32 protein-coding genes and 1 riboswitch are annotated in these 25321 nt (G+C 30.7%); of the genes, 5 read left to right on the top strand and 27 right to left on the bottom strand.

From position 1 onward, the window contains the following. Window positions 1–13: 13 nt before the first annotated feature. From gcvPB to comGA, 10 genes are all read right to left on the bottom strand, one after another. Complete coding sequence (gcvPB, locus tag ER639_RS03215) at window positions 14–1477, bottom strand: aminomethyl-transferring glycine dehydrogenase subunit GcvPB (RefSeq protein ID WP_129064311.1); 1464 nt, start codon at window positions 1475–1477, stop codon at window positions 14–16. After that, window positions 1470–2813 (bottom strand): aminomethyl-transferring glycine dehydrogenase subunit GcvPA, encoded by a 1344-nt coding sequence (gene gcvPA / locus ER639_RS03220; protein WP_129064312.1) that lies wholly within the window; start codon window positions 2811–2813, stop codon window positions 1470–1472. Before gcvPA ends, gcvPB begins: the two co-directional genes overlap by 8 nt. Window positions 2814–2827: 14 nt before the next feature. After that, on the bottom strand, window positions 2828–3910 hold the full coding sequence (gene gcvT, locus ER639_RS03225) for a glycine cleavage system aminomethyltransferase GcvT (RefSeq protein ID WP_129064313.1): 1083 nt from the start codon (window positions 3908–3910) through the stop codon (window positions 2828–2830). Window positions 3911–3974: 64 nt separating this feature from the next. Further along, window positions 3975–4061, bottom strand: a riboswitch (glycine riboswitch). After that, a complete protein-coding gene (locus ER639_RS03230; protein WP_129064314.1) occupies window positions 4048–4554 on the bottom strand; it encodes a shikimate kinase in 507 nt (168 codons plus the stop codon). It overlaps the preceding riboswitch by 14 nt. A 176-nt stretch (window positions 4555–4730) precedes the next feature. After that, window positions 4731–5138, bottom strand: coding sequence for a competence type IV pilus minor pilin ComGF (comGF, locus tag ER639_RS03235; protein WP_164993349.1), 408 nt, complete (start codon window positions 5136–5138; stop codon window positions 4731–4733). After that, complete coding sequence (locus tag ER639_RS12220; RefSeq protein WP_164993339.1) at window positions 5128–5379, bottom strand: hypothetical protein; 252 nt, start codon at window positions 5377–5379, stop codon at window positions 5128–5130. The genes comGF and ER639_RS12220 overlap by 11 nt, the downstream gene beginning before the upstream one ends. Continuing rightward, window positions 5366–5794: a hypothetical protein gene (locus ER639_RS03240; protein WP_129064316.1), complete on the bottom strand. Its 429-nt coding sequence runs from the start codon at window positions 5792–5794 to the stop codon at window positions 5366–5368. The genes ER639_RS12220 and ER639_RS03240 overlap by 14 nt, the downstream gene beginning before the upstream one ends. Beyond that, the gene (gene comGC, locus ER639_RS03245) at window positions 5778–6113 is read right to left on the bottom strand and encodes a competence type IV pilus major pilin ComGC (protein WP_129064317.1); all 336 of its coding nucleotides are present in this window, start codon (window positions 6111–6113) and stop codon (window positions 5778–5780) included. The genes ER639_RS03240 and comGC overlap by 17 nt, the downstream gene beginning before the upstream one ends. 14 nt (window positions 6114–6127) lie before the next feature. Then, window positions 6128–7177: a competence type IV pilus assembly protein ComGB gene (gene comGB / locus ER639_RS03250; RefSeq protein ID WP_129064318.1), complete on the bottom strand. Its 1050-nt coding sequence runs from the start codon at window positions 7175–7177 to the stop codon at window positions 6128–6130. Then, window positions 7140–8114, bottom strand: coding sequence for a competence type IV pilus ATPase ComGA (gene comGA / locus ER639_RS03255; protein ID WP_129064319.1), 975 nt, complete (start codon window positions 8112–8114; stop codon window positions 7140–7142). The genes comGB and comGA overlap by 38 nt, the downstream gene beginning before the upstream one ends. Before the next feature lie 213 nt (window positions 8115–8327). On the opposite strand from comGA, the gene ER639_RS03260 reads away from it, so the two are divergent. Beyond that, entirely contained in the window at window positions 8328–8576 is a 249-nt protein-coding gene (locus ER639_RS03260; protein ID WP_129064320.1) for a DUF2626 domain-containing protein, read from the top strand. Between the two features lie 73 nt (window positions 8577–8649). Here ER639_RS03260 and ER639_RS03265 read toward each other — a convergent pair whose 3' ends face one another. Then, window positions 8650–9279 carry an MBL fold metallo-hydrolase gene (locus tag ER639_RS03265; protein ID WP_129064321.1) on the bottom strand — a complete coding sequence of 210 codons (630 nt, stop codon included), beginning with the start codon at window positions 9277–9279 and terminating at the stop codon, window positions 8650–8652. Window positions 9280–9367: 88 nt separating this feature from the next. Between ER639_RS03265 and ER639_RS03270 the strand changes: the two genes are divergently transcribed. Next, window positions 9368–9607, top strand: coding sequence for a DUF2759 family protein (locus ER639_RS03270; protein ID WP_129064322.1), 240 nt, complete (start codon window positions 9368–9370; stop codon window positions 9605–9607). Between the two features lie 24 nt (window positions 9608–9631). Here ER639_RS03270 and ER639_RS03275 read toward each other — a convergent pair whose 3' ends face one another. The 13 genes from ER639_RS03275 to ER639_RS03335 form a co-directional block, all read right to left on the bottom strand. Continuing rightward, entirely contained in the window at window positions 9632–9943 is a 312-nt protein-coding gene (locus ER639_RS03275; RefSeq protein ID WP_129064323.1) for an MTH1187 family thiamine-binding protein, read from the bottom strand. Further along, window positions 9943–10914, bottom strand: coding sequence for an ROK family glucokinase (locus ER639_RS03280; RefSeq protein ID WP_129064324.1), 972 nt, complete (start codon window positions 10912–10914; stop codon window positions 9943–9945). Before ER639_RS03280 ends, ER639_RS03275 begins: the two co-directional genes overlap by 1 nt. After that, complete coding sequence (locus ER639_RS03285; RefSeq protein ID WP_129064325.1) at window positions 10892–11098, bottom strand: YqgQ family protein; 207 nt, start codon at window positions 11096–11098, stop codon at window positions 10892–10894. The genes ER639_RS03280 and ER639_RS03285 overlap by 23 nt, the downstream gene beginning before the upstream one ends. Before the next feature lie 4 nt (window positions 11099–11102). Further along, entirely contained in the window at window positions 11103–12524 is a 1422-nt protein-coding gene (locus ER639_RS03290; protein ID WP_164993340.1) for a rhomboid family protein, read from the bottom strand. Then, the gene (locus ER639_RS03295) at window positions 12517–13074 is read right to left on the bottom strand and encodes a 5-formyltetrahydrofolate cyclo-ligase (protein ID WP_164993341.1); all 558 of its coding nucleotides are present in this window, start codon (window positions 13072–13074) and stop codon (window positions 12517–12519) included. Before ER639_RS03295 ends, ER639_RS03290 begins: the two co-directional genes overlap by 8 nt. An 82-nt stretch (window positions 13075–13156) precedes the next feature. Continuing rightward, window positions 13157–13306, bottom strand: a complete 150-nt coding sequence (gene rpmG / locus ER639_RS03300) for a 50S ribosomal protein L33 (protein WP_129064328.1) — start codon at window positions 13304–13306, stop codon at window positions 13157–13159. A 68-nt stretch (window positions 13307–13374) separates the two neighbouring features. Then, window positions 13375–14016, bottom strand: coding sequence for a phosphate signaling complex protein PhoU (phoU, locus tag ER639_RS03305; protein WP_483306222.1), 642 nt, complete (start codon window positions 14014–14016; stop codon window positions 13375–13377). A 1-nt stretch (window position 14017) separates the two neighbouring features. Then, window positions 14018–14860 carry a phosphate ABC transporter ATP-binding protein PstB gene (gene pstB, locus ER639_RS03310; RefSeq protein WP_129064330.1) on the bottom strand — a complete coding sequence of 281 codons (843 nt, stop codon included), beginning with the start codon at window positions 14858–14860 and terminating at the stop codon, window positions 14018–14020. Window positions 14861–14905: 45 nt separating this feature from the next. Continuing rightward, window positions 14906–15799 carry a phosphate ABC transporter permease PstA gene (gene pstA / locus ER639_RS03315; RefSeq protein ID WP_129064331.1) on the bottom strand — a complete coding sequence of 298 codons (894 nt, stop codon included), beginning with the start codon at window positions 15797–15799 and terminating at the stop codon, window positions 14906–14908. A 1-nt stretch (window position 15800) separates the two neighbouring features. Beyond that, the gene (pstC, locus tag ER639_RS03320) at window positions 15801–16730 is read right to left on the bottom strand and encodes a phosphate ABC transporter permease subunit PstC (RefSeq protein WP_129064332.1); all 930 of its coding nucleotides are present in this window, start codon (window positions 16728–16730) and stop codon (window positions 15801–15803) included. 69 nt (window positions 16731–16799) lie between these two features. Continuing rightward, window positions 16800–17762 (bottom strand): phosphate ABC transporter substrate-binding protein PstS family protein, encoded by a 963-nt coding sequence (locus ER639_RS03325; protein WP_129064333.1) that lies wholly within the window; start codon window positions 17760–17762, stop codon window positions 16800–16802. 160 nt (window positions 17763–17922) lie between these two features. Next, window positions 17923–19914: a peptidoglycan D,D-transpeptidase FtsI family protein gene (locus ER639_RS03330; RefSeq protein WP_129064423.1), complete on the bottom strand. Its 1992-nt coding sequence runs from the start codon at window positions 19912–19914 to the stop codon at window positions 17923–17925. 159 nt (window positions 19915–20073) lie between these two features. Next, window positions 20074–20673: a superoxide dismutase gene (locus ER639_RS03335; protein ID WP_129064334.1), complete on the bottom strand. Its 600-nt coding sequence runs from the start codon at window positions 20671–20673 to the stop codon at window positions 20074–20076. Window positions 20674–20796: 123 nt separating this feature from the next. On the opposite strand from ER639_RS03335, the gene ER639_RS03340 reads away from it, so the two are divergent. From ER639_RS03340 to ER639_RS03350, 3 genes are read left to right on the top strand one after another with little or no spacing between them, the layout of a single operon-like run. Beyond that, on the top strand, window positions 20797–21573 hold the full coding sequence (locus ER639_RS03340; RefSeq protein WP_129064335.1) for a DUF1189 family protein: 777 nt from the start codon (window positions 20797–20799) through the stop codon (window positions 21571–21573). Between the two features lie 42 nt (window positions 21574–21615). Beyond that, complete coding sequence (ispG, locus tag ER639_RS03345) at window positions 21616–22719, top strand: flavodoxin-dependent (E)-4-hydroxy-3-methylbut-2-enyl-diphosphate synthase (protein WP_205757686.1); 1104 nt, start codon at window positions 21616–21618, stop codon at window positions 22717–22719. Continuing rightward, window positions 22712–23284, top strand: coding sequence for a 5' nucleotidase, NT5C type (locus ER639_RS03350; RefSeq protein ID WP_129064337.1), 573 nt, complete (start codon window positions 22712–22714; stop codon window positions 23282–23284). Before ispG ends, ER639_RS03350 begins: the two co-directional genes overlap by 8 nt. A gap of 20 nt (window positions 23285–23304) precedes the next feature. On the opposite strand, the gene ER639_RS03355 is transcribed toward ER639_RS03350, so the two are convergent. From ER639_RS03355 to ER639_RS03365, 3 genes are read right to left on the bottom strand one after another with little or no spacing between them, the layout of a single operon-like run. Further along, window positions 23305–23715 (bottom strand): Fur family transcriptional regulator, encoded by a 411-nt coding sequence (locus ER639_RS03355; RefSeq protein ID WP_129064338.1) that lies wholly within the window; start codon window positions 23713–23715, stop codon window positions 23305–23307. Beyond that, window positions 23705–24556: a metal ABC transporter permease gene (locus tag ER639_RS03360; protein WP_129064339.1), complete on the bottom strand. Its 852-nt coding sequence runs from the start codon at window positions 24554–24556 to the stop codon at window positions 23705–23707. Before ER639_RS03360 ends, ER639_RS03355 begins: the two co-directional genes overlap by 11 nt. After that, window positions 24553–25320 (bottom strand): metal ABC transporter ATP-binding protein, encoded by a 768-nt coding sequence (locus ER639_RS03365; RefSeq protein ID WP_129064340.1) that lies wholly within the window; start codon window positions 25318–25320, stop codon window positions 24553–24555. Before ER639_RS03365 ends, ER639_RS03360 begins: the two co-directional genes overlap by 4 nt. Between the last annotated feature and the right edge of the window lies 1 nt (window position 25321).

Below are 25321 nucleotides of genomic sequence, written 5' to 3' on the forward strand. Positions count from 1 at the left end.
CAAACCTTAATGATTAACCTTCTTTAGTGTAACGTAAAACTGGTTTACGAGCTGCTTGTGTTTCATCTAAACGTCCGATGATTGTATCATGTGGCGCTTCTAAAACGATGTCTGGATTTTCTTCAGCTTCTTTTGCGATTTGAATCATTGTATCACAGAATGAATCTAATGTTTCTTTCGATTCAGTTTCAGTAGGTTCAATCATGATACATTCCTCCACATTTAATGGGAAGTAAATTGTTGGTGGATGGAAGTTGAAGTCTAACAGACGTTTTGCAATATCAAGTGTGCGAACACCTAATTTTTTCTGTTTAGAACCACTTAATACGAACTCATGTTTACAATGACGATCGAATGGTAATACATAGTATTCTTGTAATCTTCTCATCATGTAGTTTGCATTTAATACAGCGACTTCAGAAGCCTCTTTTAATCCATCTGGACCCATAGTACGGATATAAGTATATGCACGTAAGTAAATACCAAAGTTGCCGTAGAATGGTTTTACGCGACCAATTGATTGTGGTCTATCGTGATCGAATTTAAATCCATCTTCAGTTTTAATGATATGTGGTTTTGGTAAAAACGGAATTAAATCAGCTTTAACACCAACTGGACCTGAACCTGGTCCACCACCACCATGTGGTCCTGTAAATGTTTTATGTAAGTTTAAGTGAACAGCGTCAAATCCCATGTCACCAGGACGGACTTTACTCATAATGGCATTTAAGTTTGCACCATCATAGTATAATTTACCACCGGCAGCATGCACGATTTCACGAATTTCTAAAATATCTTCTTCGAATAATCCTAAAGTATTAGGGTTAGTTAACATGATTGCAGCAGTATCTGGACCAACAACGCGTTTTAAGTCTTCGATATCTACTAAACCAAATTCATTTGATTTTACAGTGACTGTTTCAAAACCAGCTACTGTAGCTGATGCAGGGTTAGTACCGTGTGCTGAGTCAGGTACGATAACTTTAGTACGGTTATGATCCCCATTTGCTTCATGGAATGCACGAATCATCATTAAAGCAGTCCATTCGCCATGAGCACCTGCTGCAGGTTGTAATGTTACTTCATCCATACCAGTGATTTCTTTTAATGATTCTTGTAATTCATAAATGACTTCTAAAGAACCTTGAATTGTTTTTTCATCTTGTAATGGGTGCGCTGCAGCAAATCCTGACATACGTGCTACACGTTCATTGATTTTAGGATTGTATTTCATTGTACAAGATCCTAATGGATAGAATCCTGAATCCACACCGTGGTTTTTATTTGATAATTCTGTGTAGTGACGCATTAAGTCTAATTCAGCAATTTCAGGCAATTCTGCACGTTGTTTACGAATAAACTTACTATCTAAAATATCTTCTACTTTTTTATTATCAACTTCTAATTCAGGTAAAGAATAACTGAATCTATTTTCTTTTGAACGTTCAAAAATTAATGGACTACTTCCCTTAAGCATTGAACACACCTACTTTCGCGATAAATGTATCAATTTCTTCTTTAGTACGTAATTCAGTTACAGCAATTAACATATGATTCGCATACTTTTCATCAACTTGAGCTAAATCATAACCACCAATGAAACCATCTTCTAATAATTTTTCATTGATTTCTGCAACTGATGTATTAAATTTAACAACAAATTCATTAAATGTAGTGCCTTCTAAGACAGTAAATCCTTCTTCAATCATTTTTGATTTCATGTAGTTTGCTTTTTGTAAGTTTTGGTTAGCCATTTCATAAGCACCATTTTTACCTAATGCACTCATAGCAACAGATGCTGCTAATGCATTTAAAGCTTGGTTAGAACAAATGTTTGAAGTCGCTTTATCACGACGAATGTGTTGTTCACGTGCTTGTAAAGTTAATACAAATCCACGGTTGCCATCCGCATCTTGCGTTTGACCTACTAAACGACCTGGCATTTTACGCATTAATTTTTTCGTTGCTGCAAAGTAACCACAGTGTGGGCCACCTAATTGTGCAGGAATACCGAATACTTGTGCATCACCTACAACGATATCTGCACCAAATTCACCTGGTGGCGTTAATAATGCTAAACTCATTGGGTTACTTGATACGATAAAGTGTGCTTTCGTACTTTCAGTGTATGATTTGATTGTTTCTAAATCTTCGATGCTTCCGAAGAAGTTAGGATATTGAACCATAACACATGCAGTATCTTCATCAATCGCTGCTTTTAAAGCATCTAAATCAGTTACTGTATCTTTTACATCAATTTCTACAACTTCTAAGTGTTGTCCTGTTGCATATGTTTTTAACACTGCACGAGATTGATCATTTACAGCTTTAGAAACGATAATTTTTTTCTTTTTAGTGTCGCCACAAGCTAACATTGCAGCTTCTGCAAACGCTGTACCACCATCGTACATTGAAGAGTTTGCACAATCCATACCTGTTAATTCAGAAATCATTGTTTGGAATTCAAAAATCGCTTGTAATTCACCTTGAGAAATTTCAGGTTGGTATGGTGTATAAGCTGTATAGAATTCACTACGAGAAATGACATGATCTACTACAGTAGGAATGTAATGATCATATACACCAGCACCTAAAAATGAAACATGTGTGTCACTTGTAATATTTTTATTTGCTAATGCTGCTAACTCTTTTAATAATGGTGTTTCAGATTTTCTAGGTTTAATATTTAATTCTTTTGTGAAACGTACGCGTTCAGGAATATCTTGGAATAATTCATCAATTGATTTAATACCAATCGTATCCATCATTGCTTTTTTGTCTGATTCTGTTAACGGAATATAACGATGACTCATTTTATTCTCCCCTTTTAGTTTTTATGGAATGGTGTTTTAACTACTTTAGCAGGTATTTCTTTTTTACGTACTTGAACAACTACTTCATTGTCTAATTCTGTTTCAGAAATGTTTAACATTGCAAGTGCAACAGAACGTCCAGTCGTTGGTGATTGAGTACCGCTTGTAACGTATCCAATTTCTTCACCAGCTTTGTTTTTAACAACATAATCTGTACGAGCAATACCACGATCTAATAACTCGATACCTACAATTTTACGTGTTAAACCTTCTTCTTTTTGTTTCTTCAATACATCATATCCAATGAATTCACCTTTATTTAATTTAACACTGAAGCCCATTTTTGCTTCATAAGGTGTGATTGATGTTGTTAAGTCTTGACCATGTAAAGGTAAAGCTGCTTCTAAGCGCAATGTGTCACGTGCACCTAAACCACATGGCGCAATACCTAATTTAAGTAATTCAGACCAGATATGTACTGTGTCTTCAGCAGCACAATAAATTTCAAAACCATGTTCGCCAGTGTAACCTGATTGACTTAAAATAACGTTTTTGCCAAATAAAGAAACATTTTGATAAAATTCAAATAATTTTAATGCTTCGATATCTTCTTTTACATGAGGTTTTAAAACTTCTAATGCTTTAGGACCTTGTACAGCAATTTGACCATATTGAGATGATACATTTGTTACCGTAACGCCATCCGTCTCTTTAGATTTTAACCATTCGAAGTCAATGTCAGTATTACCAGCATTAACAACTAATAAATATTTATTTTCTTCTAACTTATAAACAACAAGATCATCGATAACGCCACCTTGTTCATTACAAATCATTGAATACTGAGCTTTTAATTTTGTTGTTTTAGATACATCGTTAGTAAGTACATGTTGTAAGTAATCTAATGATTTCTCGCCTTCAACAATAATTTCACCCATGTGGCTAACATCAAACATACCTACAGCTTCACGTACAGCTGTATGTTCTTCTTTAATTGAAGAAAATTGGACAGGTAAAGCCCAACCAGAAAAATCAATTACTTTCGCGCCATCTTCAATGTATTTGTCATACAATGGTGTTTTCTTTAATTCAGTCATTTTTATCCCCCTATAAATAAAATAAAACAGAATAATTCATTATCCTGTCGAATGCTTCAGGTTTCGTCAAATGGTTATCCTTTTGCCTGAGAGTTTCGCAATGCTTGCACCTTCGGCGATGAATTTAATCATGCTCTCTAACCATTCTCATCCGAAATTATTTTGTTTACGATGTCGTTGCAACAAGTTTGGATTGATTGACTCGTATCAACCCTTATGTATGCGATTTCATTATAACGTGAAATCCTTGACTTGTACAAGATTAATAATTCTTCGTAACTTTTTGAAATAGCATTCGGGCGATTTAAATCACCAACAATCCTATTATATAATGTTTCAAAGTTCGTATCTACCCAAAAATTACACTTATTTTTTAAAAATAATGTTTTATTGTTCGGATTTTCTATAATTCCACCGCCTGTTGACAAAACGATGTCACGATGAATAAATTTCTTTAATGCTAAATTTTCTTTTTCCCTAAAATATGATTCACCCTTTAATTTAAAAATATCTGAAATAGTCATGCATTCATCCGCTTCAATATATGCATCTAAATCTATAAATGGTTTACTTAGAATTAAAGATAATTGTTTACCTAAAGTTGACTTACCTGAACCCATAAATCCTATTAATACAATACTCATCTTCTCACCTCAAAAAAATTGATACTATTTAATTAATAGTATCAATTATCTGTTGGATATAGAACTTTTTTAAATTTTCAATTGTATATATTTTTAAAACAAATCTTAAAACAAAATAACTTATATAACTAGTCACAATCATCATAATGATCATCATGGCAGGAAAAGTAAATGCTTTATTGCAACATATAATGGACTTCAAACGTTTGAACATTGATTTTCACCTTTAAGAAGATCCAAGTCTTGTCATTTTTTGAGTAAAAATAGGCATCGTTAACATTTTCTAACATAATGACATAACCAGTACCATTCTTCTTTCTTACAATTCGGTTATTATGAAATTCATATGATAAGTTTGATTTAGTTAGAAATAATTTATTGTGCTTTATTTCTATTGTGTCATTTTTAATTTCTTCTTGAATGTCACGTAAAAATAGCTGAATATTGATATCTTGATGATTGACAGCTTTTCCAGAAATATTTTGAATTTGGTAAAAAATTAATGGAAATAAACTCGCAATAATCATCAAAATAGATAAACTGATTAAAGATTCAACAATCGTAAATCCACTTTTAATTTTCATCAATTTGGATACAGGTACTATGATCCTTTTGTAAACAGATGGATTTGTCATTTTGAATGATTTGTTCTTCATTGATTACAACCTCTGTATAAAATGCTCTCACATGCTCTAAATCTATAAGTGCTTTTTCATATTGTTGATTCAATTGATATGTAATTGGTAACAAAATTAAGCAAATGATGATAATAATACTCATTGAAAGTAATGCATCTATTAATAAAAATCCATCACATTTTTTCAATTCTTATCCTACCTCTATATAGCTGAATTATTAATTTATAATAAGATTGGTTCATTTTATAAATAATAGAAGTACCTTGATTTACACCTGAAGGTTTAAGAAATATTTGTGGCACATTATTATTACTTTCATAAAAAACAACATTTTTTAAATGGTACTCACCCATTGTATATCCGTCTGCATTAAACTTTACTAAATCACCGCCCAATTGAAATTGGACAGTGATTATTTTATTTTCCGCAATAGCAAGTGTTTGATAATAATTTAATAAAGTAATAAATTCATCATTAATCTCTTCCTCATTAGCTTCATCAAAATTGAAATGAGTAAAGTGAATAACATTTATTAATACAATAATTATCAGTAAAGTAATAAGAGTTTCTAAATAAGTAAATGCTTTAAGTTGTTTGGACAACTGCTTCGCCACCTTGAATTTCTATGGCTTTTCCATTTTTACATTTCACTTGTGATTCTTTTAAAAACTCAGGCACTAAATCATTAACACTCTCAGGGTTATTCCCTTTTTGTAATTTATAAGCTTCTATTTGACCTTGGACCATCTTAACTTGTGCTTGACATCCAGTATTTTGTACATTTTCAGATTGTTTGGCTATATTGGGGATAATGATGATGATAAGTACTGATATAACCAAAAGTACAATTAACATTTCAACCAATGTGAATCCATCTTTCTTTGTAAACTGTTTTTTTAAAGTCAATAACCATTTTTTCATTTTGATTGTCTCCTTTATTTTATGCCTTCCATCATTTGTAACATCGGCAATATGATGATAAGATACATAGCCACTATTAATAAACCTAAGATGATAAAAATCACTGGCTGAATGCTTTTTATCATTTTGAAAATTTTAAACTGCAACTTTTCAAATACATATTGGCTGTAATAGGATAATTCAATATCTAATTTAGAATTTTTTTCTCCATGTGAAATAAAATGCGTAAATGTTGTTTCAAATAAATTTAATTTTTCAATACTATCAACCAATTGTATCCCTTTAGATAAGTCGTTATTAATTTTATATGCAATAAACTGATTCAATTTATCTTTATCTTGCTTTACAAGAACATCCATAATTTGAATTAACATCACCCCGTTAGATAAGAAAAACGATAAATCTTTGCTAAATTTATAAGTTATGAAGAGTTTATAAAGCTTGTTTAAAAAGGGAATTTTTTTAATTATTAAAATTTGTTTTTCAATATCTTTATTTTTGAAGAAATAAAAATAGTAAATGATACATAATCCAATGACAATTAAAATAACAAATAGGAATTTAGGTAACATAAATAATATTGTCGTTATCCATAAAAGTTCTTTCGATAATTGAATACCCATGGCTTCATACATGGATTGAAATTGAGGCAATACCGTTTGATTAACTGTCAAAATTAAGCCAATAAATATACAAATAAGTAATAATGGATATTGAATGGTTTTTATTAATTGATTCATTAACATTTTTTGAGTCAAAGCATATAGATGACATTTCTTTAATGTTTCAATCACATCTCCATATTGCTCACTATAGTAAATTTGCATCACAATATGATTTGAATACAATAATTGATTATAAATTTCGCTGATAGTTGCGCCTTTTTCTATTGCTGATAAAATATCTACTTTATAAGTTTGTTGAATTTTATCATATTGATTTAATAAAAATACCGTAGATTCATAAAATGTAAATCCACTTTCCAATAGCTCAGCTGTTCTTAATAAAAAATCGATTTGATATCTTTTAAATGGCTTTTTCAAAAATATATTTTTCATATTCATTTTTAGTAATTTGCCCTTCTTGATATAGCATTGTGATTTTTTCTAAGAGTGTATCGTATTTAAGTTGTTGACCTTTCATATATTTATTTATTTCATCATGATATAAAATTTCAAAAATTAATGTTCTTTCATCTCTTATTCGAATTAGCCTTTGATTTATGATGCAATGAAGACTTTGTAACAATTCATTTTTTTGAATGCCCATCTCCAATAACCTTTCAACTACACCTACAGCATCCGATGCATGTATTGTTGCGATAACAAGATGACCACTTAAACTTGCAGAAATTGCATGTTTTGCAGTTTCTTCATCACGTATTTCTCCAATCATAATAATATCTGGATCACATCTTAATATTGCTTTTAAAGAATTCTTGTATGTAATATTTGCCTTATGATTCACATTAATTTGGATGGCTCCTTCTAATGTTTGTTCAACTGGATCTTCTATAGTAATCACTTGACGATTCAGTTGATGAATCGCTTTATCAAGTAATGTATACATTAATGTACTTTTTCCACTACCAGTCGGCCCACTAATTAAAAGTAAACCACTAGCAATTTTGATAAGTTCATAAAGATTTTGTTGATGAATGGCTAATGGTTTAAAATTTACTGGAATCATTCGAATCACTAGTGCCTCAACACCAATTGATTGTGGTAAAGTAGAAGCTCGAAGTTGATATTCAGCATCATTAATATGGTATGAAACCACACCACTTTGAGCTTTATTACGTTCTGAGACATCTAATTTACAAATATACTTAATATAAGTTAATAATTTTAAGAAATCATCATTTTCTAATGTGTCATAAAGTTCAATATCACCTAATATTCTTAGTTTTAGCAAAACACTGTTTCTGCATGGAACAAAATGGATATCTGATGCTTGCTGCTGAATTGCATCTAATAATATTTTATTGAGCGACGCTTCCATATCTCACCTCCTTAACTTATATATCGGAAAAAAATTCGAGTTTTCTTGTAAATTGTTTAAAAAAATTAAAAATAAATTTCTTTACTCTATTTTAAACATGGCTATTCCATAAAATAACAATGATTAAATCTAAAAATACTGTTTACTTATGTCTCATAGAACTTTATAATAATAAATGATATGAACAGTCTGAATTAGAGGGGGAACTTTAGGATGGATAAAGTTTTTAAAACTTTAGGATTCTGGACAACAATTTTCGCTGTAATGTTTTATGTAGGCGGAATGTCAATGATGTCTTTCATATTTGTAGCTCAAACTGGATTTTTTGTATTATTAGGATATTTAAAATTATCAGAAAGAATGTATATGTATATTTTCGCAGCATACTTAATCGTTTGTTTTGTAGGATTCACATACTATTCAACATTCTTATTAGAGCCAAGTTTTGGTCATCACGAATAAAACCTTCCATTACGGAAGGTTTTTTTATTTTATATTCAATTATTAATTTCCAAATCTCATATCGTTTGTTGACTTAAAAACCATTTAAAAATGGGTTCAAATCCATCTCACGTTGAACCGTAGTCTCATCTCCATGACCAGGACAAATTACCATTGATTCATCTAAACTCAATAAAGATTCATTAATACTATTAATGAGTTGTTGGTGGTTCCCTTCATATAAATCAGTTCGACCAATACTATCTTTGAATAAAGTATCTCCTACAATCGCAAAGTCCTCAAAAATAAATGACATTGACCCTGGTGAATGGCCTGGCGTATGTCTTACTTCAAATTCAAATGATTTCATTTTCATTTTGCCTTTTTGCAATATTTTCGGTTTTACTCCAGTTGATATTGGAGGTATGTTAAATGCTTTAAATTTTTCAGACCCATTTTTTACAGGATCACTTAACCAGTACTTCTCAATTTCTGATACAAATACATCGATTTGATAATGATTACAAATTTCTTCTACAGCACCAATATGGTCAAAATGTGCATGCGTTAATAATATCGCAACTGGTTTACTATTTAATTCCGTAATTTTATTAATGATTTTATTGGATTCAGCACCAGGATCTATAATTAATACTTGATCCTCATTATTTAATAAATAACAGTTCGTTTGGATAACACCTAACGGCATTTTAATTCTTTGCATGTAATTCCTCCTAAAAATCTCTAGACATCTGTTTGTATTAATTATACAATATTAATGATAATAAAAGAATTAACTTGGGGGTTATATCATGCCTTTTATTAACACTGGCGAATTATTCGAAATTTTTGGTGTAAAAATTCATATCGGTGTAAACATTTTCGCATTATTAATGTTAGGTGTTTTCATTTTATCAATTTTTGCATTCATTTCTGCAATTAAAAACAAAAATGTTTTGGGTATTATCTTTGGATTTTTAGCAACTGTATCTTTTGGATTCTTTTCATTAGCTACAATTTTAACTTACGGCTATCCAATTTTACACCATTAAAAAAAGACGATTACTCGTCTTTTTTTAATGCATATGTTTTTTCACTGAATCTAATTTTTCAAACATTTTTCGTTTTTTATCTCTTCTATCATCAATTCTAATGTTCGTGCATACACGATCAATTCCATGTTTAAAAGGTAACTCATGTATTTCCTCTAATACTTTTAAGCAGTCAGAAAGTTCCCCTTCAATTAAAGTAGACATTGGTGTCAAATGATAATCAATCAATCCAATTTCTTTTTTCTCTTTTAATAAATTCTGAATCTCTCCAATATATTTACTAATACTCACTGATGTTTTATCTAGAGGTATTACGACAACATCTATAATAGCCATTATTTAGCCTCCAATATATATTGTTTCACTAGGCCTGCAGCACCAATCATTCCAGCATCGTTACCAAGTTTTGCAGTAACTATTTTAGTACCGTCTAAAGACGGCTTAAATGCCATAGATTGATATTGACTATCAATATGATGAATTAAAAAGTCTCCAGCTTTTGATACACCACCACCAATAATGATATATTTTGGATTAGTAGTAACACTAATTATACTGATTGCATAAGCAATGTATTTCGCTACTTTTTTAATAATATAGGTTGCGAATTCGTCACCTGCTTTAGCAGCATCAAAAACATGTTTTGCTTGAACCGTTTTATTTAATATATTTTCTTTTAACATTGTAGAAAATTTTAATTCCTCATAATAATGATACGTTAAATTGATCACACCTGTCGCACTCGCGACAGTTTCTAAACACCCTACGTTACCACAGTTACATTTAAATCGTTCTTTAAAATCAACTTTAATATGGCCTAACTCCCCACCTGATCCATTGTGACCATGTACCAATTGATGATTTGTGATAATACCACCACCAACACCAGTTCCTAACGTCATACAAACTACATCTGGTTCGTTGAATCCAGCACCTTTAAATTTTTCACCTAGCGTTGCGACATTAGCATCATTATCAACGACTACTGGCAATTGACTGATTTGCATCATTTCTTCTTTTATATTTTTTTTGCCATGCCAATTTAAATTGACTGCACCGTTTACAATACCATTTTCAAAATCTATCGGTCCAGGAACACCGATACCAATACCTTTTACATCATTAAAATCATATTTTTTTAAACTTGCGTTTTTTTTAAATGAATCATATACATTTTTTAAAATATGTTGACCATTTTCTTCTTTATTCGTAGGGATTTCCCAATGATGAAGTAAATCCAAATCTTCATTTAATACACCTAATTTACAGGTAGTACCACCTATATCAGCTGCTAAAATAAGTACCATTTTGAATGCTCCTTTGATTTAAAATTAAATTGGCCTGAATATAATCTTGATGAGAAATCAACATTGCATCATGCAATCCTTTAAGTTCTTGTTTCATCATTTCTATCGTATCCAGTTCATCTTTAAAATAAATAACGATGCCATAACCCATTAATAATTGTTGTACATCATAAAAAGTTTTCATATTATCACCTAAATGTTTTTATTTCATGTTGTAAAGTATCATACTGCTTATTATTTTTTAAAGCTACTGCTCTATCAATATACTTTTGAGCAGTGTCATATTTATCAATTGATCGATAGGCTAACGCGAGTTGATAATTTAAATCTGGACTATTAGGAAAACGTTTAACACCTTTTTTCCAAATCTCAATAGCACTATCAATGTTGTCATCATGAGCGGCAATTAAGCCATAAATAGTATATGTTTCATCATTTTCATAACCATGTTTAATAATTTTCTTAACTATATTTTTGGCATGTGGCACATCACCTGTTTCAAATTCGGACATAGCCAAACGATTATAAATATGGTTCTCCTTCTGTGTAAAAATATTTAATAGCATCATAAAGATGGTCAATATCAACACAAATAAAGTAAACCAAAAATAATTTTTATTCAATTTAAACAAATACAATATCAATGCGATTAATATACCCCCAATAAATCCACCAAAATGGGCATAGTTATTTACATTATTAAACAAGTTCGTTAATAACATAAAAAGAATAAACATTGCAGTTATTTGAATAATAAATTTTGGTTTGTACAATTTTGTAGTTATCAAATACACAATAAAGGCACCCATTAATGCACAAATTCCACCACTTGCTCCTGCTGATATCGAATGTGTATCAAATGTTAAACTTAACAAATTTCCTAACATGCCACCCAATAAATATATCAACAAATATTGCCATGTTCCAAATAAATATTCAATGATTTTTCCAAATATAAAAAGAGACATCATATTTAATAATAAATGAGAAAAATCTAAATGAACAAACATTGAAGTAATAATTCTAATATAATCCCCATGAACAAAATTAAAGTGAGTAAGTGCACCATTTTCTAATAAAAATTCGGATTGATTTGATGATGGTTTAAATAGTAAAACAAAGTAAATCACTATATTTAAAACTATTAAAACTGTTGTTATTGGACTAAATTTCGTGATTGCATTGTCAATAAGTTGATTGTTAAATATACGCCTTTTATAATATGATTTCGACTGAGGTTTAACATATTTTGTTAAACCTATAAACTTATGATGCATTACTTGATTAATATTTTTCTGATGATTAATAACATCAATTTTTACACCATCAATGTTTTGTGATGTGATATTATCTTCATCAACTAAAATCAACTCAATGTGCCGAATCTTATTGTTAATCAAATGCTCAATTTCAGCTTTTTGTAAATTCATTTTATCTACAATAAAATGAATCGATTGTAATGTTTCTTTCGTGAAGATAATACGTTTTAATGTCTTGTTTTTTTCGTGAAATAGCCATACGTCTTCTTCGTTAGAAAAATATAATAAATTAATATAATTTTCATATTTAATCCATTCGTAAATGCGTTTATAAATTAACTTATCAATCATTTCGTACTCCATTAATAATGCGTTTTTCTGTTATTATTTTATGCACAGGTACGTCATAACTATCCTGTTCAAATTCTTGAATTTGGATTTCATGAGCTAAACTGATTGTTTCACCATTATAATTAGATAAAAAACGATCATAATACCCACCACCATAACCAATACGGTAGCCATTCAAGTTAAATACCACTCCAGGTGTTATTACCAAATCTATTTCATTATTAATTTCAGTTTCAAAGCCCATTGCTTCAATGCCATAATTATCGATTACTAAGTCATCAAAATTGGTAAACAACTGAAAATTCATTACTTTACTTTTATAATCACAATTTGGAATATAGATTTGTTTCCCTAACATTTGTGCATATTTAATAATAAATTTAGTATCAATTTCATGTGCCATACTTAATGTGATAGCAATGGTTTTTGCTTCTTTAAATGTACTTTGCTCAAATAAAGTTTTGTATATCTTTAATTCATTATTATATTTTAACCGATTCTCTTTTAATTGCTTAATCGTTGATTTTCTGAAATCCGATTTATTTGTCATATTATCACCCATTTCATTATACCTTACTTTGTATATGAATATAAAAAGAAAAAGACACGAAGTACGTGTCTTTTTAGATGAATTATTTAGTTTCTCTATGTAAAGTTTTTTTATTATCTCTAGCACAGAATTTTGACATTTCAATACGTTCTGGATTGTTTCTTTTATTTTTCTTTGTAATGTAGTTTCTATCACCACATTCAGTACAAGCTAAAGTTACGTTTACGCGCATAATATTCCCTCCTTATTTCTTGCATACGACTTAATCATAATAACATCAAATCGTTAGGATAGCTAGTATTAATTTGGGATTTGATCGTATCTTTGACCTGTTATCACATAATAAATATTTTCAGCAATATTTGTGATATGATCACCAGTACGTTCTAAGTAACGTCCTGCTAAATGAGCTTGACCAGCAATATATGGATCATTATCAATTAAGTATGTTGTATTAATAATTTCTTTATATAAATCATCAATATCTTTATCACGTTCAATGATTTCTTTAACTAAATTCATATCTTTCGTTTCATATGCCACTTTTAAATCTTGAAGCATTAACATGCTTAATTTACCCATTGTTTTTAATCTTGTTAATACATAATGATCTTCTAATTTAACTCGTTTACGAATTTTAGCAATATTTGATGCATTGTCTCCAATACGCTCTAATTCAGCTGCAATACGAATACTTGATAAAATCTTTCTTAAATCCGTAGCAATAGGTTGTTGTTTTGTAATTAAACTTACGATTTGATCATTAATATCATATTCCATTTGATTTATTACTTCATCATGTTTAATGATTTCTCTTGCTTCATTAATATCATCATTACTTAAAACATTTATACTACGTTCAATCGTATGATAAACTTCATTCGCTAAGTTAAACACAGAATTTTCTAACTGCTCTAGATGTTCTTGATAGATTTCTCTCATATTAACCAAACCTTCCTGAAATATATTGTTCTGTTTTCTCATCAGCAGGATTTGAGAAGATTTTATCTGTTGTGTCAAACTCATTTACAACGCCGTTTAAGAAAAATGCAGTTTTATCTGAAATACGTGCAGCTTGTTGCATGTTATGTGTAACAATAATGATAGAGTATTTGTCTTTAATTTCTTGAACTAATTCTTCTACTTTTAATGTTGAAATAGGATCAAGTGCTGATGTTGGTTCGTCCATTAAAATTACATCTGGCTCAATCGCTAAACATCTTGCAATACAAATACGTTGTTGTTGTCCACCAGATAAACCATATGCATTTTGGTTTAAACGATCTTTACACTCATCCCAAATCGCAGCACCTTTTAATGATTTTTCAACAATTTCATCTAAAATCTTTTTATCAGTAATACCATGAATTCTTGGTCCATAAGTAATATTGTCATAAATAGATTTTGGGAATGGATTTGGTTTTTGGAATACCATACCTACTCGCGTGCGTAAATGTTCAACCTTATATGACTTATCAAATATATTATCTCCACGATATAAAATTTCACCTGAAGTTTTAACACTTGGTACTAGTTCTATCATACGGTTCAAAGTTTTAATGTAAGTTGATTTACCACAACCTGAAGGACCGATAATAGCAGTTACTTCATTTTCTAATATATCAAGATTGATATTTTTTAATGCATGATGATCGCCATACCATAAATCTAAGTTATTTGTTTGATATACAATGTTTTTCTTAGTTTCAACAATTGTACTATCTTTTTTATCAACAACTGGTGTTGTTGTTATAATTTTATTTTCCTTTACTTGTGTTTCATTCATTTTAAGACCCCTCTCAAATTTAAAGCTTTTATTTAAAAATTAAAATTAATATTTCTTTTGATATTTATTACGAATATAAATAGCAATTGAGTTCATCGCGATTAACATTACTAAAAGGACGATAATCGCTGCTGATGAAAGATATTGGAATTCTTCCTTAGGTAATTTTGCCCAAGTATAAATTTGCATTGGAAGTGCTTGGAAACGATCCATAATGCCGTCTGGTGTTTTCAAGAAAATTGTAGGAATACCAATAACAACTAAAGGTGCAGTTTCACCAATTGCTCTTGATAAAGCTAAAATTGTACCTGTTAAAATACCAGGAATTGAGGCAGGTAATACAACGTTCGTTATAGTTTGCCACTTAGTACCACCTAAACCTAATGAAGCTTCACGGATTGCATTTGGTACAGCTCTTATCGCTTCTTGACTTGAAACAATAATAACTGGCAATATCATTAAAGACATGGTTAACGCAGCGGCAATTACCGATTTACCTAAAGCTAATGATTCAAACCCCGCACCACGCACAAAAATTGTTAAACCTAACAAACCAAATACAACTGATGGCACAGAAGCCAAGTTTGAAATATTTACTTTTATAAATCTAGTAAATACATTATCTTTCGCGTATTCTTCCATGTAAATGGCAGTCGCAACACCTAATACAATTGCAATTGGTGCAATCGTCATCATTAACCATAATGTTCCAAGTAATGCACCTTTAATACCTGCTTTTGCAGGCGTTGTAGATGAAAAGTTATTGAAAAATGCTGGTGTTAAATAGCCCGCACCTTTTCTAATGATGTCAAATAATAATACGCCTAAAACCAATAAACCAATAATGGTACACAAAAAGAAGATACTTTTTACTATTTTATTTTTAGATAAACGTCCAGAGAGTTTGTGTTCAACTTTCTTTTGATCAATTAATTGCATATTAATACTCCTCTCTGAATTTGTTTGTTACCCATTGTGAAATAAAGTTCATAATTAAGGTAAAAACAAAAAGTGTAAATCCAACAGCATAAATACTGTAGTAAATATCTGAACCGAAAGTTGCATCACCTGTAGCAACTTGAACAATGAAACCTGTCATTGTTTGTAATGAATTTGTAAAATCTAATGAAAATTCTGGATTTGAACCTGCTGCCAAAGCAACAATCATCGTCTCACCTATCGCACGTGAAATCGCAAGTACAATTGAAGCTAAAATACCTGATAATGCTGCTGGGAAAACAACTTTTAATGCTGTTTCTAATTTCGTTGAACCTAAACCTAAAGCACCTTCACGAATCGCTTGTGGAACAGCACTCATAGCATCTTCTGACATACTCGCAATTAAAGGCACAATCATAATTCCTATAACAAGTCCAGGGCTGACAGCATTGAAACTATCTAATGCTGGCCAAATCGTTCTTAACATTGGTGTCACAAACGTTAATGCGAAGAAACCGTAAACAATTGTTGGAATACCTGCTAAGATTTCAAGTATTGGTTTTATAATTTTTCTAGAACGCTCACTTGCATATTCACTTAAATAAAGTGCAGCACCTAAGCCTACTGGTACAGCAAATAATGTTGCTACAATCGTTACCTTAAAAGTTCCCATAATTAATGCTGCAATACCATACTTAGGATGTTGACTAAACGCATCCCAATGGGTATTTGTTAAAAATTCCAATGGTGATACTCTCGTAAAGAAAGTAATCGTTTCTGTTAACAAAGTATATAAAATTCCTAACGTCGTTAATACAGAAATACTAGCAATGATCAATAGAATAGTTGGGATAATTTTTTCAATTGAACCCTTTGAACCTTTCCCTTTGTTTTGTTCAATGAGTTGTTGTATAGAAACTTTTTCACTCATAGTTTAGACTCCTTCATTTTAAAAAAGGAGCGAAATTGTTTCGCTCCTAAAATTCGATTCTATTAAGTATTACTTAACTTCTTCTAATTTCTTTAAATCTTCATCGTATAATTTATCTTCTAATGCAACATAACCAGATTCTTTTGATGCATCTTTAGAATTTTCAATTACGAATTTTAAGAATGTTTTAAATGCTTCGTTTTCCTTGATTGAATCATTTTTAGCATAGATGAATAATGGACGACTTAATGGGTATGAACCATCTTTAACAGTTTTTTCAGTCGCTTCTACACCTTCACCTTTACCTTCTTTTTGAATTTTAACTGCTTTTAATTTATCTTTGTTTTCTTGGTAGAAGTTGTATCCGAAGAATCCAATACCTGATTTGTTATCTTCAACTGATTTTACGATAACGTTTGTATCCGCATTTTTCTCAGCTTTGATATCACCTTTATCTAAAACTTCTTCACTAAAGAAGTCATATGTACCATGTGATTGGTCAGGAGAGAATGCTTTGATTTCTTCAGCAGGGAAATCAGAACGAACATCTTTCCAAGTTTTAGCTTTACCAGAGTAGATTTTAGCTAATTCTTCAAAAGTTAAGTAGTCAACAAATTTGTTGTCTTTGTTTACTGCAACTGTTAAACCGTCAGTCGCTAATTTGAATTCAGTATAAGCAATTTTCTTATCTTCTAATTTTTTCTTCTCTTCGTCTTTAATTTCACGAGATGCATTTGAGAAATCAGTTTCTCCAGCGATGAATTTCTCGAAACCACCACCAGTACCTGAAGTACCAACTGATACTGTTACATCTGGATATTCAGAGTTGAATTTTTCGTTAATTTTTTCAATAACTGGTGCAACAGTTGTAGAACCATCACCTTTAACTTCACCTTTAATGTCTTTTGATGCTGATTTAGAATCAGAACCTTTATCTGATGAAGATGATTTTTCAGCAGCTCCACCACAAGCTCCTAATAATAATGCAGTACCTAAAACAGTAGTAGAACCAACTAATTGCCATTTTTTCATGTTAAAATTTCCTCCTAATAAATAGACGATAATTATTTGTTGTTTGTGACTTACATATTCAATATAAAACAAGATTGTTAATTCATAATGAATGTATTGTAAATTTTGTGTAAAGAAAAAAGACAATTCATTGTCAGAATTGTCTTTCACTTTAGTTTATTTATTTTTTCGAATTAAAATACTCGTTAATAATATCTTTACCGAGATCCCCACCTGGCAGCCAAGGTGGTGGTACTGGTTGGTTTGTATAGATAATTGAAAAACTTAATTTAGGATTATTTGCTGGAGCATATCCAATATAAGTCGAATTAACTTGAGGTTTTCCATCTAAAAATACTTCAGCAGTCCCCGTTTTACCTGCGGATCTTACTTTAGTATTATTAAAGCTTTGATAACCTGTCCCATCCACCTTATTAAATACCATATCAAACCCTTCTTTAACTTCATCGATTTCATTCTGAGAATTATTAATTCGGTTCAATACTTTTCCTTTAATTGATTCCTTAACAGGTCCTAATTTATCAGTTTTACTCGCCCCTCTAATTTCTTTAACAAGGTGTGGCTGAATTCTATAACCATCATTCGCAATCGTTGATATATATTGACTCAATTGCAAAGGCGAATAGGTATCATATTGGCCAATTGCTAAATCTAAATAATTCCCAGGATTATTTTTAAGCACACCAGTTTGACCAGTAACTTCATTTGGTAAATCAATACCTGTTTTAACGCCTAATCCAAATTGATTTAAGCCTTTACGTAATTTTAATCCCGCTTCTTGTATATCAGAAGGCAATGTCATTTTATTACTATAATTTAAACCAGCTAATTTCAATGCAGTTTTAAACATGTATACGTTTGATGAATGCATTAATGCTTCTTTATCATTAATCGTTTTTTTACCATTTTGGTTAAAGTATGATCTTTTTGTCATACCACCACTAAATTCCAACGGCTCATCGACCATCGTTTCTCCTACTGATATCGCTTTGTTACTATAACCAGTTAATAGTGTTGCCCCTTTTACAGAAGAACCAACAGCATATTGAGAAGTAAATGTACCATAATGATAGTCTGTAATGTTACCAGACTTATCAATTTGTCGCCCAGCAAGTGCTAGTACATCACCGTTGTTTGGATCTTGAAGCACTACTAAGACCTTATCCATATCCTTAGCACCTAAAGATCTTAAATTGCGAATATGTTTATCAACTAAATCTTCAACCTTTTTTTGAAGATCAATATCAATGGATAAAATCAAATCATTCCCTCTTGACCCTTCAGATATTAATTCAGAATCAATGATTTTTCCCGATTTATTTGTAATATATCGCATTTTCCTTTTTTTTCCTTTAAGCACGTTTTCATATTGGAATTCTAAATAACTTTGACCAACTCGATCATTTCTTGAATAGCCTTTAGATAAATAATAGTCAACCAATTCCTTAGGTAATCCTTCTTCTTTAGAAGAAACCTTTCCAAATAATGTTCTTAAAGTCTTTCCATAAAGATACTTACGTTCCCAATCCATAGATGTATTGACACCTGGCAAGTGATTAAGGTTTTGAGAGACCAAAGCGTACTCCGTTTCACTCACATCTTTATTTTTAATAATTTGTGGACTTAATTGACTACCAGATGACATTTCTCGAAAAATACTCGCAACTTGTAATTCGTCTTTCGACAATTGATCCGTATATTTATCTGTTAATTTTTTGTATAACGCTTCATCATATGCTGCTTGAGTAATCTCACCAGTTTCAACCAACTTCAATTCTTTTTTCATTAATTGATCAACATCGGATTTATGTGTCAAAATATAAAAATCTTGTTTATCACGCTTTGTTAAAGCTCCTGTATCCATTTTGATATATTTAGACAATTTTTTTGCTGTGTCTAAAATCTCTCCCCTACTCGTCATACGATCACGAGTATAAGTAATGGCCCTTTTTGAAGTATTGTCTACAAGTAACTTTCCGTTTCTATCATAGATTCTACCTCTAGGAACTGACTCATTGATTTCAATATTTTCATTATTATCAACTGCTTTTTTATAATCATCGCCTTGTGCAATTTGCAAATAGCCTAGACGTAAAACAAGCAGGATGAGTAATGAAACAACTGCCATAAACAAGACGTTGATACGTCGCATAGTCAATCGTTTATTTTTTAATTCACTTGACTCTTGCTTAACTCTTTTCAACGATACGACCTACTTTCATACATAATATCTAATGATATATGAAATTAAAAAGATTTGCACTAAAAACACAAAAAAAGCATGTGCAATTGCACATGCTAATAGTATAAATTATTTTGCAGCTAAATATAATTCGTTTACTTTTTCCCAGTTTACAACATTCCAAAATGCATTAACATAATCTGGACGTTTGTTTTGGTAATTTAAGTAGTAAGCATGTTCCCAAACATCTAAACCTAATACTGGAGTTTTACCTTCCATTAAAGGATTTTCTTGGTTTGGTGTAGAAACGATTTCTAATTCACCATTATTAACTACTAACCAAGCCCAACCTGAACCAAAACGTTTAGCAGCTGCATCTGCGAATTGTGCTTTAAATTCATCTAAAGAACCAAATTTAGCGATAATTGCATCAACTACTTCACCTTTTGCTTCTTTACCAGGCGCTAATAAAGTCCAGAATAAAGAGTGGTTATAGTGGCCACCACCGTTGTTAATCACTGCAGTCTTTTTATCAGCTGGTACTTCGTTAATTTTTTTCATTAAATCTTCAATAGAAAGATCAGCAAATTCTGTACCTTCAACAGCACCATTTAAATTTGAAACATATGTATTGTGATGTTTTGTGTGATGGATTTCCATCGTTTCTTTATCAATGTGTGGTTCTAATGCATCATATGCATATGGTAATTGTGGTAATTCAAAAGCCATTATAAATTCCTCCTAATATATGATTACAAATTAATATTATCAAGATATTTGAAAGCGCTCAACTACTTTGCTTACATCTGCTTTATTTTTTGATAAACTAATAATTATAAACTGGAGGAAAATATGAACTATTTAAAACTACTAAAAAGAGTATTCAAACATCCTAAGCAATACCCAATGCTACGAACTGCAAAATTAAGATATGTATTCTTACATTTATTAATTTTGAGTTGCATACTTGCTACAACACCAATGAGCACTTACAAATATGGCATTGATATGCTTAAATCTATTTCAAATGATAAGAATGCGATACCTGAATTTAATATCGTCTCAAATGAATTAAAATTAGACAACATAAATACCCAGAAAAATAACGAATATAAAAATCAAATAAATTATATTAACAAAAATATACTATTTATAGAAGCGAATGATAATGAAACGATAGAAGCCATCTCTTATTTAAAACCTGATATCACTTTCTCTAAGCACAATATATATTTAAGCGAATCAGTAAAAATTCCATACTCTAATCTTCCTATGATTACAGATAAAAAGAGTCTTATTCAAATGATTGATATTTTTTCAAAATCATCTTTCTTCTATCTTGCCTTAATATATTTAATATTAGTTATGATACAAATGGTTTCAATCATTTTTAAAACGATATTTATTACTTCTATAGCTTATGTTTTTGCAATAATCATGCATCGTAAATTCAAATATATGAATACATTGAAAATCTCTACTTTCCTATTAACAATTCCAACATTCATTATGTTTTTAGGAAACATCAGTTTGAATCCTTTATTCATAGTCTTATCTTGGTGTATAATAGTCATGCTTATGAGTTTATTGATCTACTATTTACCCAAAGCAAAACCAATTCATAAATAATACTATATCAAATAGATTTAAAGGAGAGTTACCATGTCTGAAATTACACATAGAAGTAAGACAAGACCTGTAAAAGTTGGCGATTTAACGATTGGCGGGTCAAATGAATTAATTATCCAAAGTATGACAACAACAAAAACGCATGATGTTGAAGCTACAGTTGCTGAAATCAAGCGTTTAGAAGAAGCAGGATGTCAAATTGTACGTGTTGCTTGTCCAAAAGAAGAAGACGCACTTGCAATTGCTGAAATTAAAAAACAAATTAATATCCCTCTTGTTGTCGATATTCACTTTGATTATAAGTTAGCACTACTTGCCATTGAAGGTGGTGCCGATAAAATTCGTATCAACCCCGGTAATATCGGTCGTCGTGAAAAAGTGGAAGAAGTTGTTAAAGCTTGTAAAGCAAAAGGTATTCCAATTCGTATAGGTGTTAATGCTGGATCACTTGAAAAACATATCATTAAGAAATACGGTTACCCTACAGCAGATGGGATGGTTGAAAGTGCACTTCATCACATCAAAATTTTAGAAGACTTAGATTTCCATGATATTATCGTCTCAATGAAAGCTAGCGATGTAAACTTAGCAATTGAAGCTTATACTAAAGCAGCAAAAGCTTTTAATTATCCATTACATTTAGGTATTACTGAAAGTGGTACTTTATTTGCAGGTACTGTAAAATCTGCAGCTGGATTAGGTGCGATTATGAGTTTAGGTATTGGTAATACTTTACGTATCTCATTGTCTGCAGATCCTGTAGAAGAAGTTAAAGTCGCTCGAGAGTTATTAAAATCATTTGGTTTAGCAAGCAATGCTGCAACACTTATTTCATGTCCAACATGTGGTCGTATTGAAATTGACTTGATTTCTATTGCGAACGAAGTTGAAGAATATATTTCTACAATTAAAGCACCTTTAAAAGTTGCTGTTCTAGGTTGTGCTGTAAATGGTCCTGGTGAAGCAAGAGAAGCTGATATCGGAATTGCAGGTGCCCGTGGTGAAGGTTTACTCTTTATGAAAGGAAAAACTGTTCGTAAAGTACCTGAAGAAACAATGGTAGAAGAATTAAAAATCGAAATCGATAAACTTGCCGAAGAATATTTTAAAAAGCAAGCAGCAGAAAAAGAAGGCACAAATGCATAGAAAATTAAGAATAGGCATCGATATTGATGGCTGTGTAACATGCCCTACTGCACTAGTTCCATTTTTACAAAAATCTTTCGATCAAAACTTAAAATATGAAGATATTACAGAATATGATTTAGGCAAAGTATTAAATCAACCTGATGATATCATTCAACAATGGTTTAAAGATTATCAAGAAGAAATTTATAGAACTTCACCTGTACATAAAGGTGCAGACAAAGTGTTAAATGATTGGGCAAAATCATTCCATCTTATTTTCATCAGTGCAAGATATGAATTTTTAAATGAAATCACGTTGAATTGGTTTAAGGAACACAATATACCATTTCACCATATCGAACTCACAGGCAGCCATAATAAATTAGAAGCATGCAAGAAATTAGAAGTAGATTATTTTATTGAAGATAAATTAGACAATGCATTAGACATACATCACGAATTAAATATACCAGTATTTTTATTTAATACACCTTATAACCAGTCAGAATTACCAGAAGGTGTTATAAGGGTTTTTGATTGGCGATCTCTTGATCAAAAATTAAATCAAATGATACAAAAATAAGGAATGGCAAATGCCATTCCTTATTTTTTACATTTTTCACAAATACCATATAATTCGATTTTATGACGTTTAATTTCAACATCTGGTAGCTCAGTTTGAAAAATGTCAATTGGGCAATGATGAACTACTTGTGTTTCACCACAAGATTCACAAATAAAGTGATGATGGTGATGTGTTGAACATGAAAGTCTAAATTTTTTCTCTCCATCAAATTCAGTGCTTTCGATAATATTCAATTCAGTAAACAAGTGTAAATTACGGTACACTGTATCAAAAGAGATACCAGGGTACTTTTTATTCATTTCCTGTTGAATCATTTTTGCATTAATATATTTATTTGAATCTTGTAATAATGCAATCATATCTCTTCTTTTATCTGTATACTTGTGACCATTTTCCTTTAATGTCGCAATTGCTTCATTAATATTCATTTGTATTCCCCCTATCATGTTTTACTCGATTCATTAATATTGAGCAAAACAATATAATAACCAGTAACATAACAATAACCCCACCTGGAGAAATATCCAAGTAAAATGCAATAATTAATCCTAATATAACTGAAATCTCACCAATAATAACACTTAATAGCATTAACGTGCCATAACCTTTAGAAAAACGCATTGCACTTGCAACAGGTAATGTGATCAAACTACTTACTAATAGTATACCAACTACACGCATCGATGCACTAATTACCAATGCCACAACAAGCATGAACAAAATATGAATAAATTTTGGTACACCAATCACAGATGCATACTCTTCATCAAAAGATAACATGAATAATTCTTTATATAATAATCCAATGAAAACAACTACGACTAAGAAAATACCAAAAACAATCATTACATCTGATAGTGTTACGGCACTAATACTACCAAAAAGAAATCCAAACAAATCTTGATTAAATCCATCAGCAAGAGATATAAAGATAACACTGATACCAATACCAAAACTCATGATAATAGGAATAGCAAGTTCTTGATAATGCTTATATACTGTTCTTAATCTTTCAATGAGTAATGATCCAATTACAGAAAATAATATACCTGTCCAAACTGGATTAATCACAAATCCAATCACTTTAGTCATATACATACCAAAAGCTAAACCGCCTAAAGTTACGTGACTCAGTGCATCAGCAATTAAAGATAACCTTCTGACAACAATAAATGTGCCAATTAAAGGTGCCAATACACCGATCAACATGCCACTAATAAATGAATACCGAATAAAATCAAATTGAAGTAACGCATCTATTAAACTCATTTGCAACACTCCCTATCATGATCATGATTGACGAACTTAATAGGATGTCCATATATTTTAGAAATCTCAACTTCGTCTAAAGACTTGAAATCATGAATTGTACCATGAAAGTGCAAGTGTTCATTTAAGCATGCAACTTTTGTAGCCGTATCTGCAACTACACCGATATCATGTGTAACTAAAAGTATTGTGATACCTTCTGCTTTTAAATCAGCTAATAATTCATAAAAACTAGCAACATGTTTTGCATCGATACCTACTGTTGGTTCATCAAGTACTAATACAGAAGGATCAGATATTAATGCACGTGCTATAAATACACGTTGTTGTTGTCCACCACTTAAATCAGATATATTTTTATCTTTTATATGTTCTATATTTAATCTTTCTAATATTTGATCCACTTTTTGTTCGTCTTGCTTGTTAAATCTTTTAAAAATTGGTTTTACTTGCACAAGTCCACTTCGTACGACTTCTTTAACAGTAGCAGGAAATCCATTTGCTGCACGATTGGCCTTTTGTGAAACATAACCAATCCCTTTTTGATTATTGATTTTTTTAATTGAAGTACCATTTACTAAAATATCACCTTTTTGCAATGGTAATAATCCTAAAATTAATTTCAATAAGGTTGATTTTCCTGATCCATTTGGCCCAACAATTGCTAAAAATTCACCTTTTGTAATGCTAAAATTAATATCATTTAAGGCATGTTTATCAGGATATTGATAGCTAACGTGTTTAATTTCAAATATGGGTTCCATA

Origin of the sequence: Macrococcus sp. DPC7161, from assembly GCF_004117835.1 — a bacterium.
In the GTDB taxonomy this organism is placed as follows: Bacteria; Bacillota; Bacilli; order Staphylococcales; family Staphylococcaceae; genus SDSC01.

Coding starts and splice junctions, on each gene's coding strand:
- ER639_RS03295 (WP_164993341.1), bottom strand. CDS start 13,074: ATGACAAATAAATCGGATTTCAGAAAATCAACGATTAAGCAATTAAAA.
- pstC (WP_129064332.1), bottom strand. CDS start 16,730: ATGAGTGAAAAAGTTTCTATACAACAACTCATTGAACAAAACAAAGGG.
- comGA (WP_129064319.1), bottom strand. CDS start 8,114: ATGGAAGCGTCGCTCAATAAAATATTATTAGATGCAATTCAGCAGCAA.
- ER639_RS03260 (WP_129064320.1), top strand. CDS start 8,328: ATGGATAAAGTTTTTAAAACTTTAGGATTCTGGACAACAATTTTCGCT.
- pstA (WP_129064331.1), bottom strand. CDS start 15,799: ATGCAATTAATTGATCAAAAGAAAGTTGAACACAAACTCTCTGGACGT.
- comGC (WP_129064317.1), bottom strand. CDS start 6,113: ATGAAAAAATGGTTATTGACTTTAAAAAAACAGTTTACAAAGAAAGAT.
- pstB (WP_129064330.1), bottom strand. CDS start 14,860: ATGAATGAAACACAAGTAAAGGAAAATAAAATTATAACAACAACACCA.
- ER639_RS03340 (WP_129064335.1), top strand. CDS start 20,797: ATGAACTATTTAAAACTACTAAAAAGAGTATTCAAACATCCTAAGCAA.
- comGF (WP_164993349.1), bottom strand. CDS start 5,138: ATGAAAATTAAAAGTGGATTTACGATTGTTGAATCTTTAATCAGTTTA.
- ER639_RS03365 (WP_129064340.1), bottom strand. CDS start 25,320: ATGGAACCCATATTTGAAATTAAACACGTTAGCTATCAATATCCTGAT.
- ER639_RS03285 (WP_129064325.1), bottom strand. CDS start 11,098: ATGAAAACTTTTTATGATGTACAACAATTATTAATGGGTTATGGCATC.
- ER639_RS03270 (WP_129064322.1), top strand. CDS start 9,368: ATGCCTTTTATTAACACTGGCGAATTATTCGAAATTTTTGGTGTAAAA.
- ER639_RS03275 (WP_129064323.1), bottom strand. CDS start 9,943: ATGGCTATTATAGATGTTGTCGTAATACCTCTAGATAAAACATCAGTG.
- ER639_RS03330 (WP_129064423.1), bottom strand. CDS start 19,914: ATGCGACGTATCAACGTCTTGTTTATGGCAGTTGTTTCATTACTCATC.
- gcvPA (WP_129064312.1), bottom strand. CDS start 2,813: ATGAGTCATCGTTATATTCCGTTAACAGAATCAGACAAAAAAGCAATG.
- gcvT (WP_129064313.1), bottom strand. CDS start 3,910: ATGACTGAATTAAAGAAAACACCATTGTATGACAAATACATTGAAGAT.
- ER639_RS03335 (WP_129064334.1), bottom strand. CDS start 20,673: ATGGCTTTTGAATTACCACAATTACCATATGCATATGATGCATTAGAA.
- ER639_RS03290 (WP_164993340.1), bottom strand. CDS start 12,524: ATGATTGATAAGTTAATTTATAAACGCATTTACGAATGGATTAAATAT.
- gcvPB (WP_129064311.1), bottom strand. CDS start 1,477: ATGCTTAAGGGAAGTAGTCCATTAATTTTTGAACGTTCAAAAGAAAAT.
- ER639_RS03265 (WP_129064321.1), bottom strand. CDS start 9,279: ATGCAAAGAATTAAAATGCCGTTAGGTGTTATCCAAACGAACTGTTAT.
- phoU (WP_483306222.1), bottom strand. CDS start 14,016: ATGAGAGAAATCTATCAAGAACATCTAGAGCAGTTAGAAAATTCTGTG.
- ER639_RS03230 (WP_129064314.1), bottom strand. CDS start 4,554: ATGAGTATTGTATTAATAGGATTTATGGGTTCAGGTAAGTCAACTTTA.
- ER639_RS03350 (WP_129064337.1), top strand. CDS start 22,712: ATGCATAGAAAATTAAGAATAGGCATCGATATTGATGGCTGTGTAACA.
- ER639_RS03325 (WP_129064333.1), bottom strand. CDS start 17,762: ATGAAAAAATGGCAATTAGTTGGTTCTACTACTGTTTTAGGTACTGCA.
- ER639_RS03355 (WP_129064338.1), bottom strand. CDS start 23,715: ATGAATATTAATGAAGCAATTGCGACATTAAAGGAAAATGGTCACAAG.
- ER639_RS03280 (WP_129064324.1), bottom strand. CDS start 10,914: ATGGTACTTATTTTAGCAGCTGATATAGGTGGTACTACCTGTAAATTA.
- ER639_RS03360 (WP_129064339.1), bottom strand. CDS start 24,556: ATGAGTTTAATAGATGCGTTACTTCAATTTGATTTTATTCGGTATTCA.
- comGB (WP_129064318.1), bottom strand. CDS start 7,177: ATGAATATGAAAAATATATTTTTGAAAAAGCCATTTAAAAGATATCAA.
- rpmG (WP_129064328.1), bottom strand. CDS start 13,306: ATGCGCGTAAACGTAACTTTAGCTTGTACTGAATGTGGTGATAGAAAC.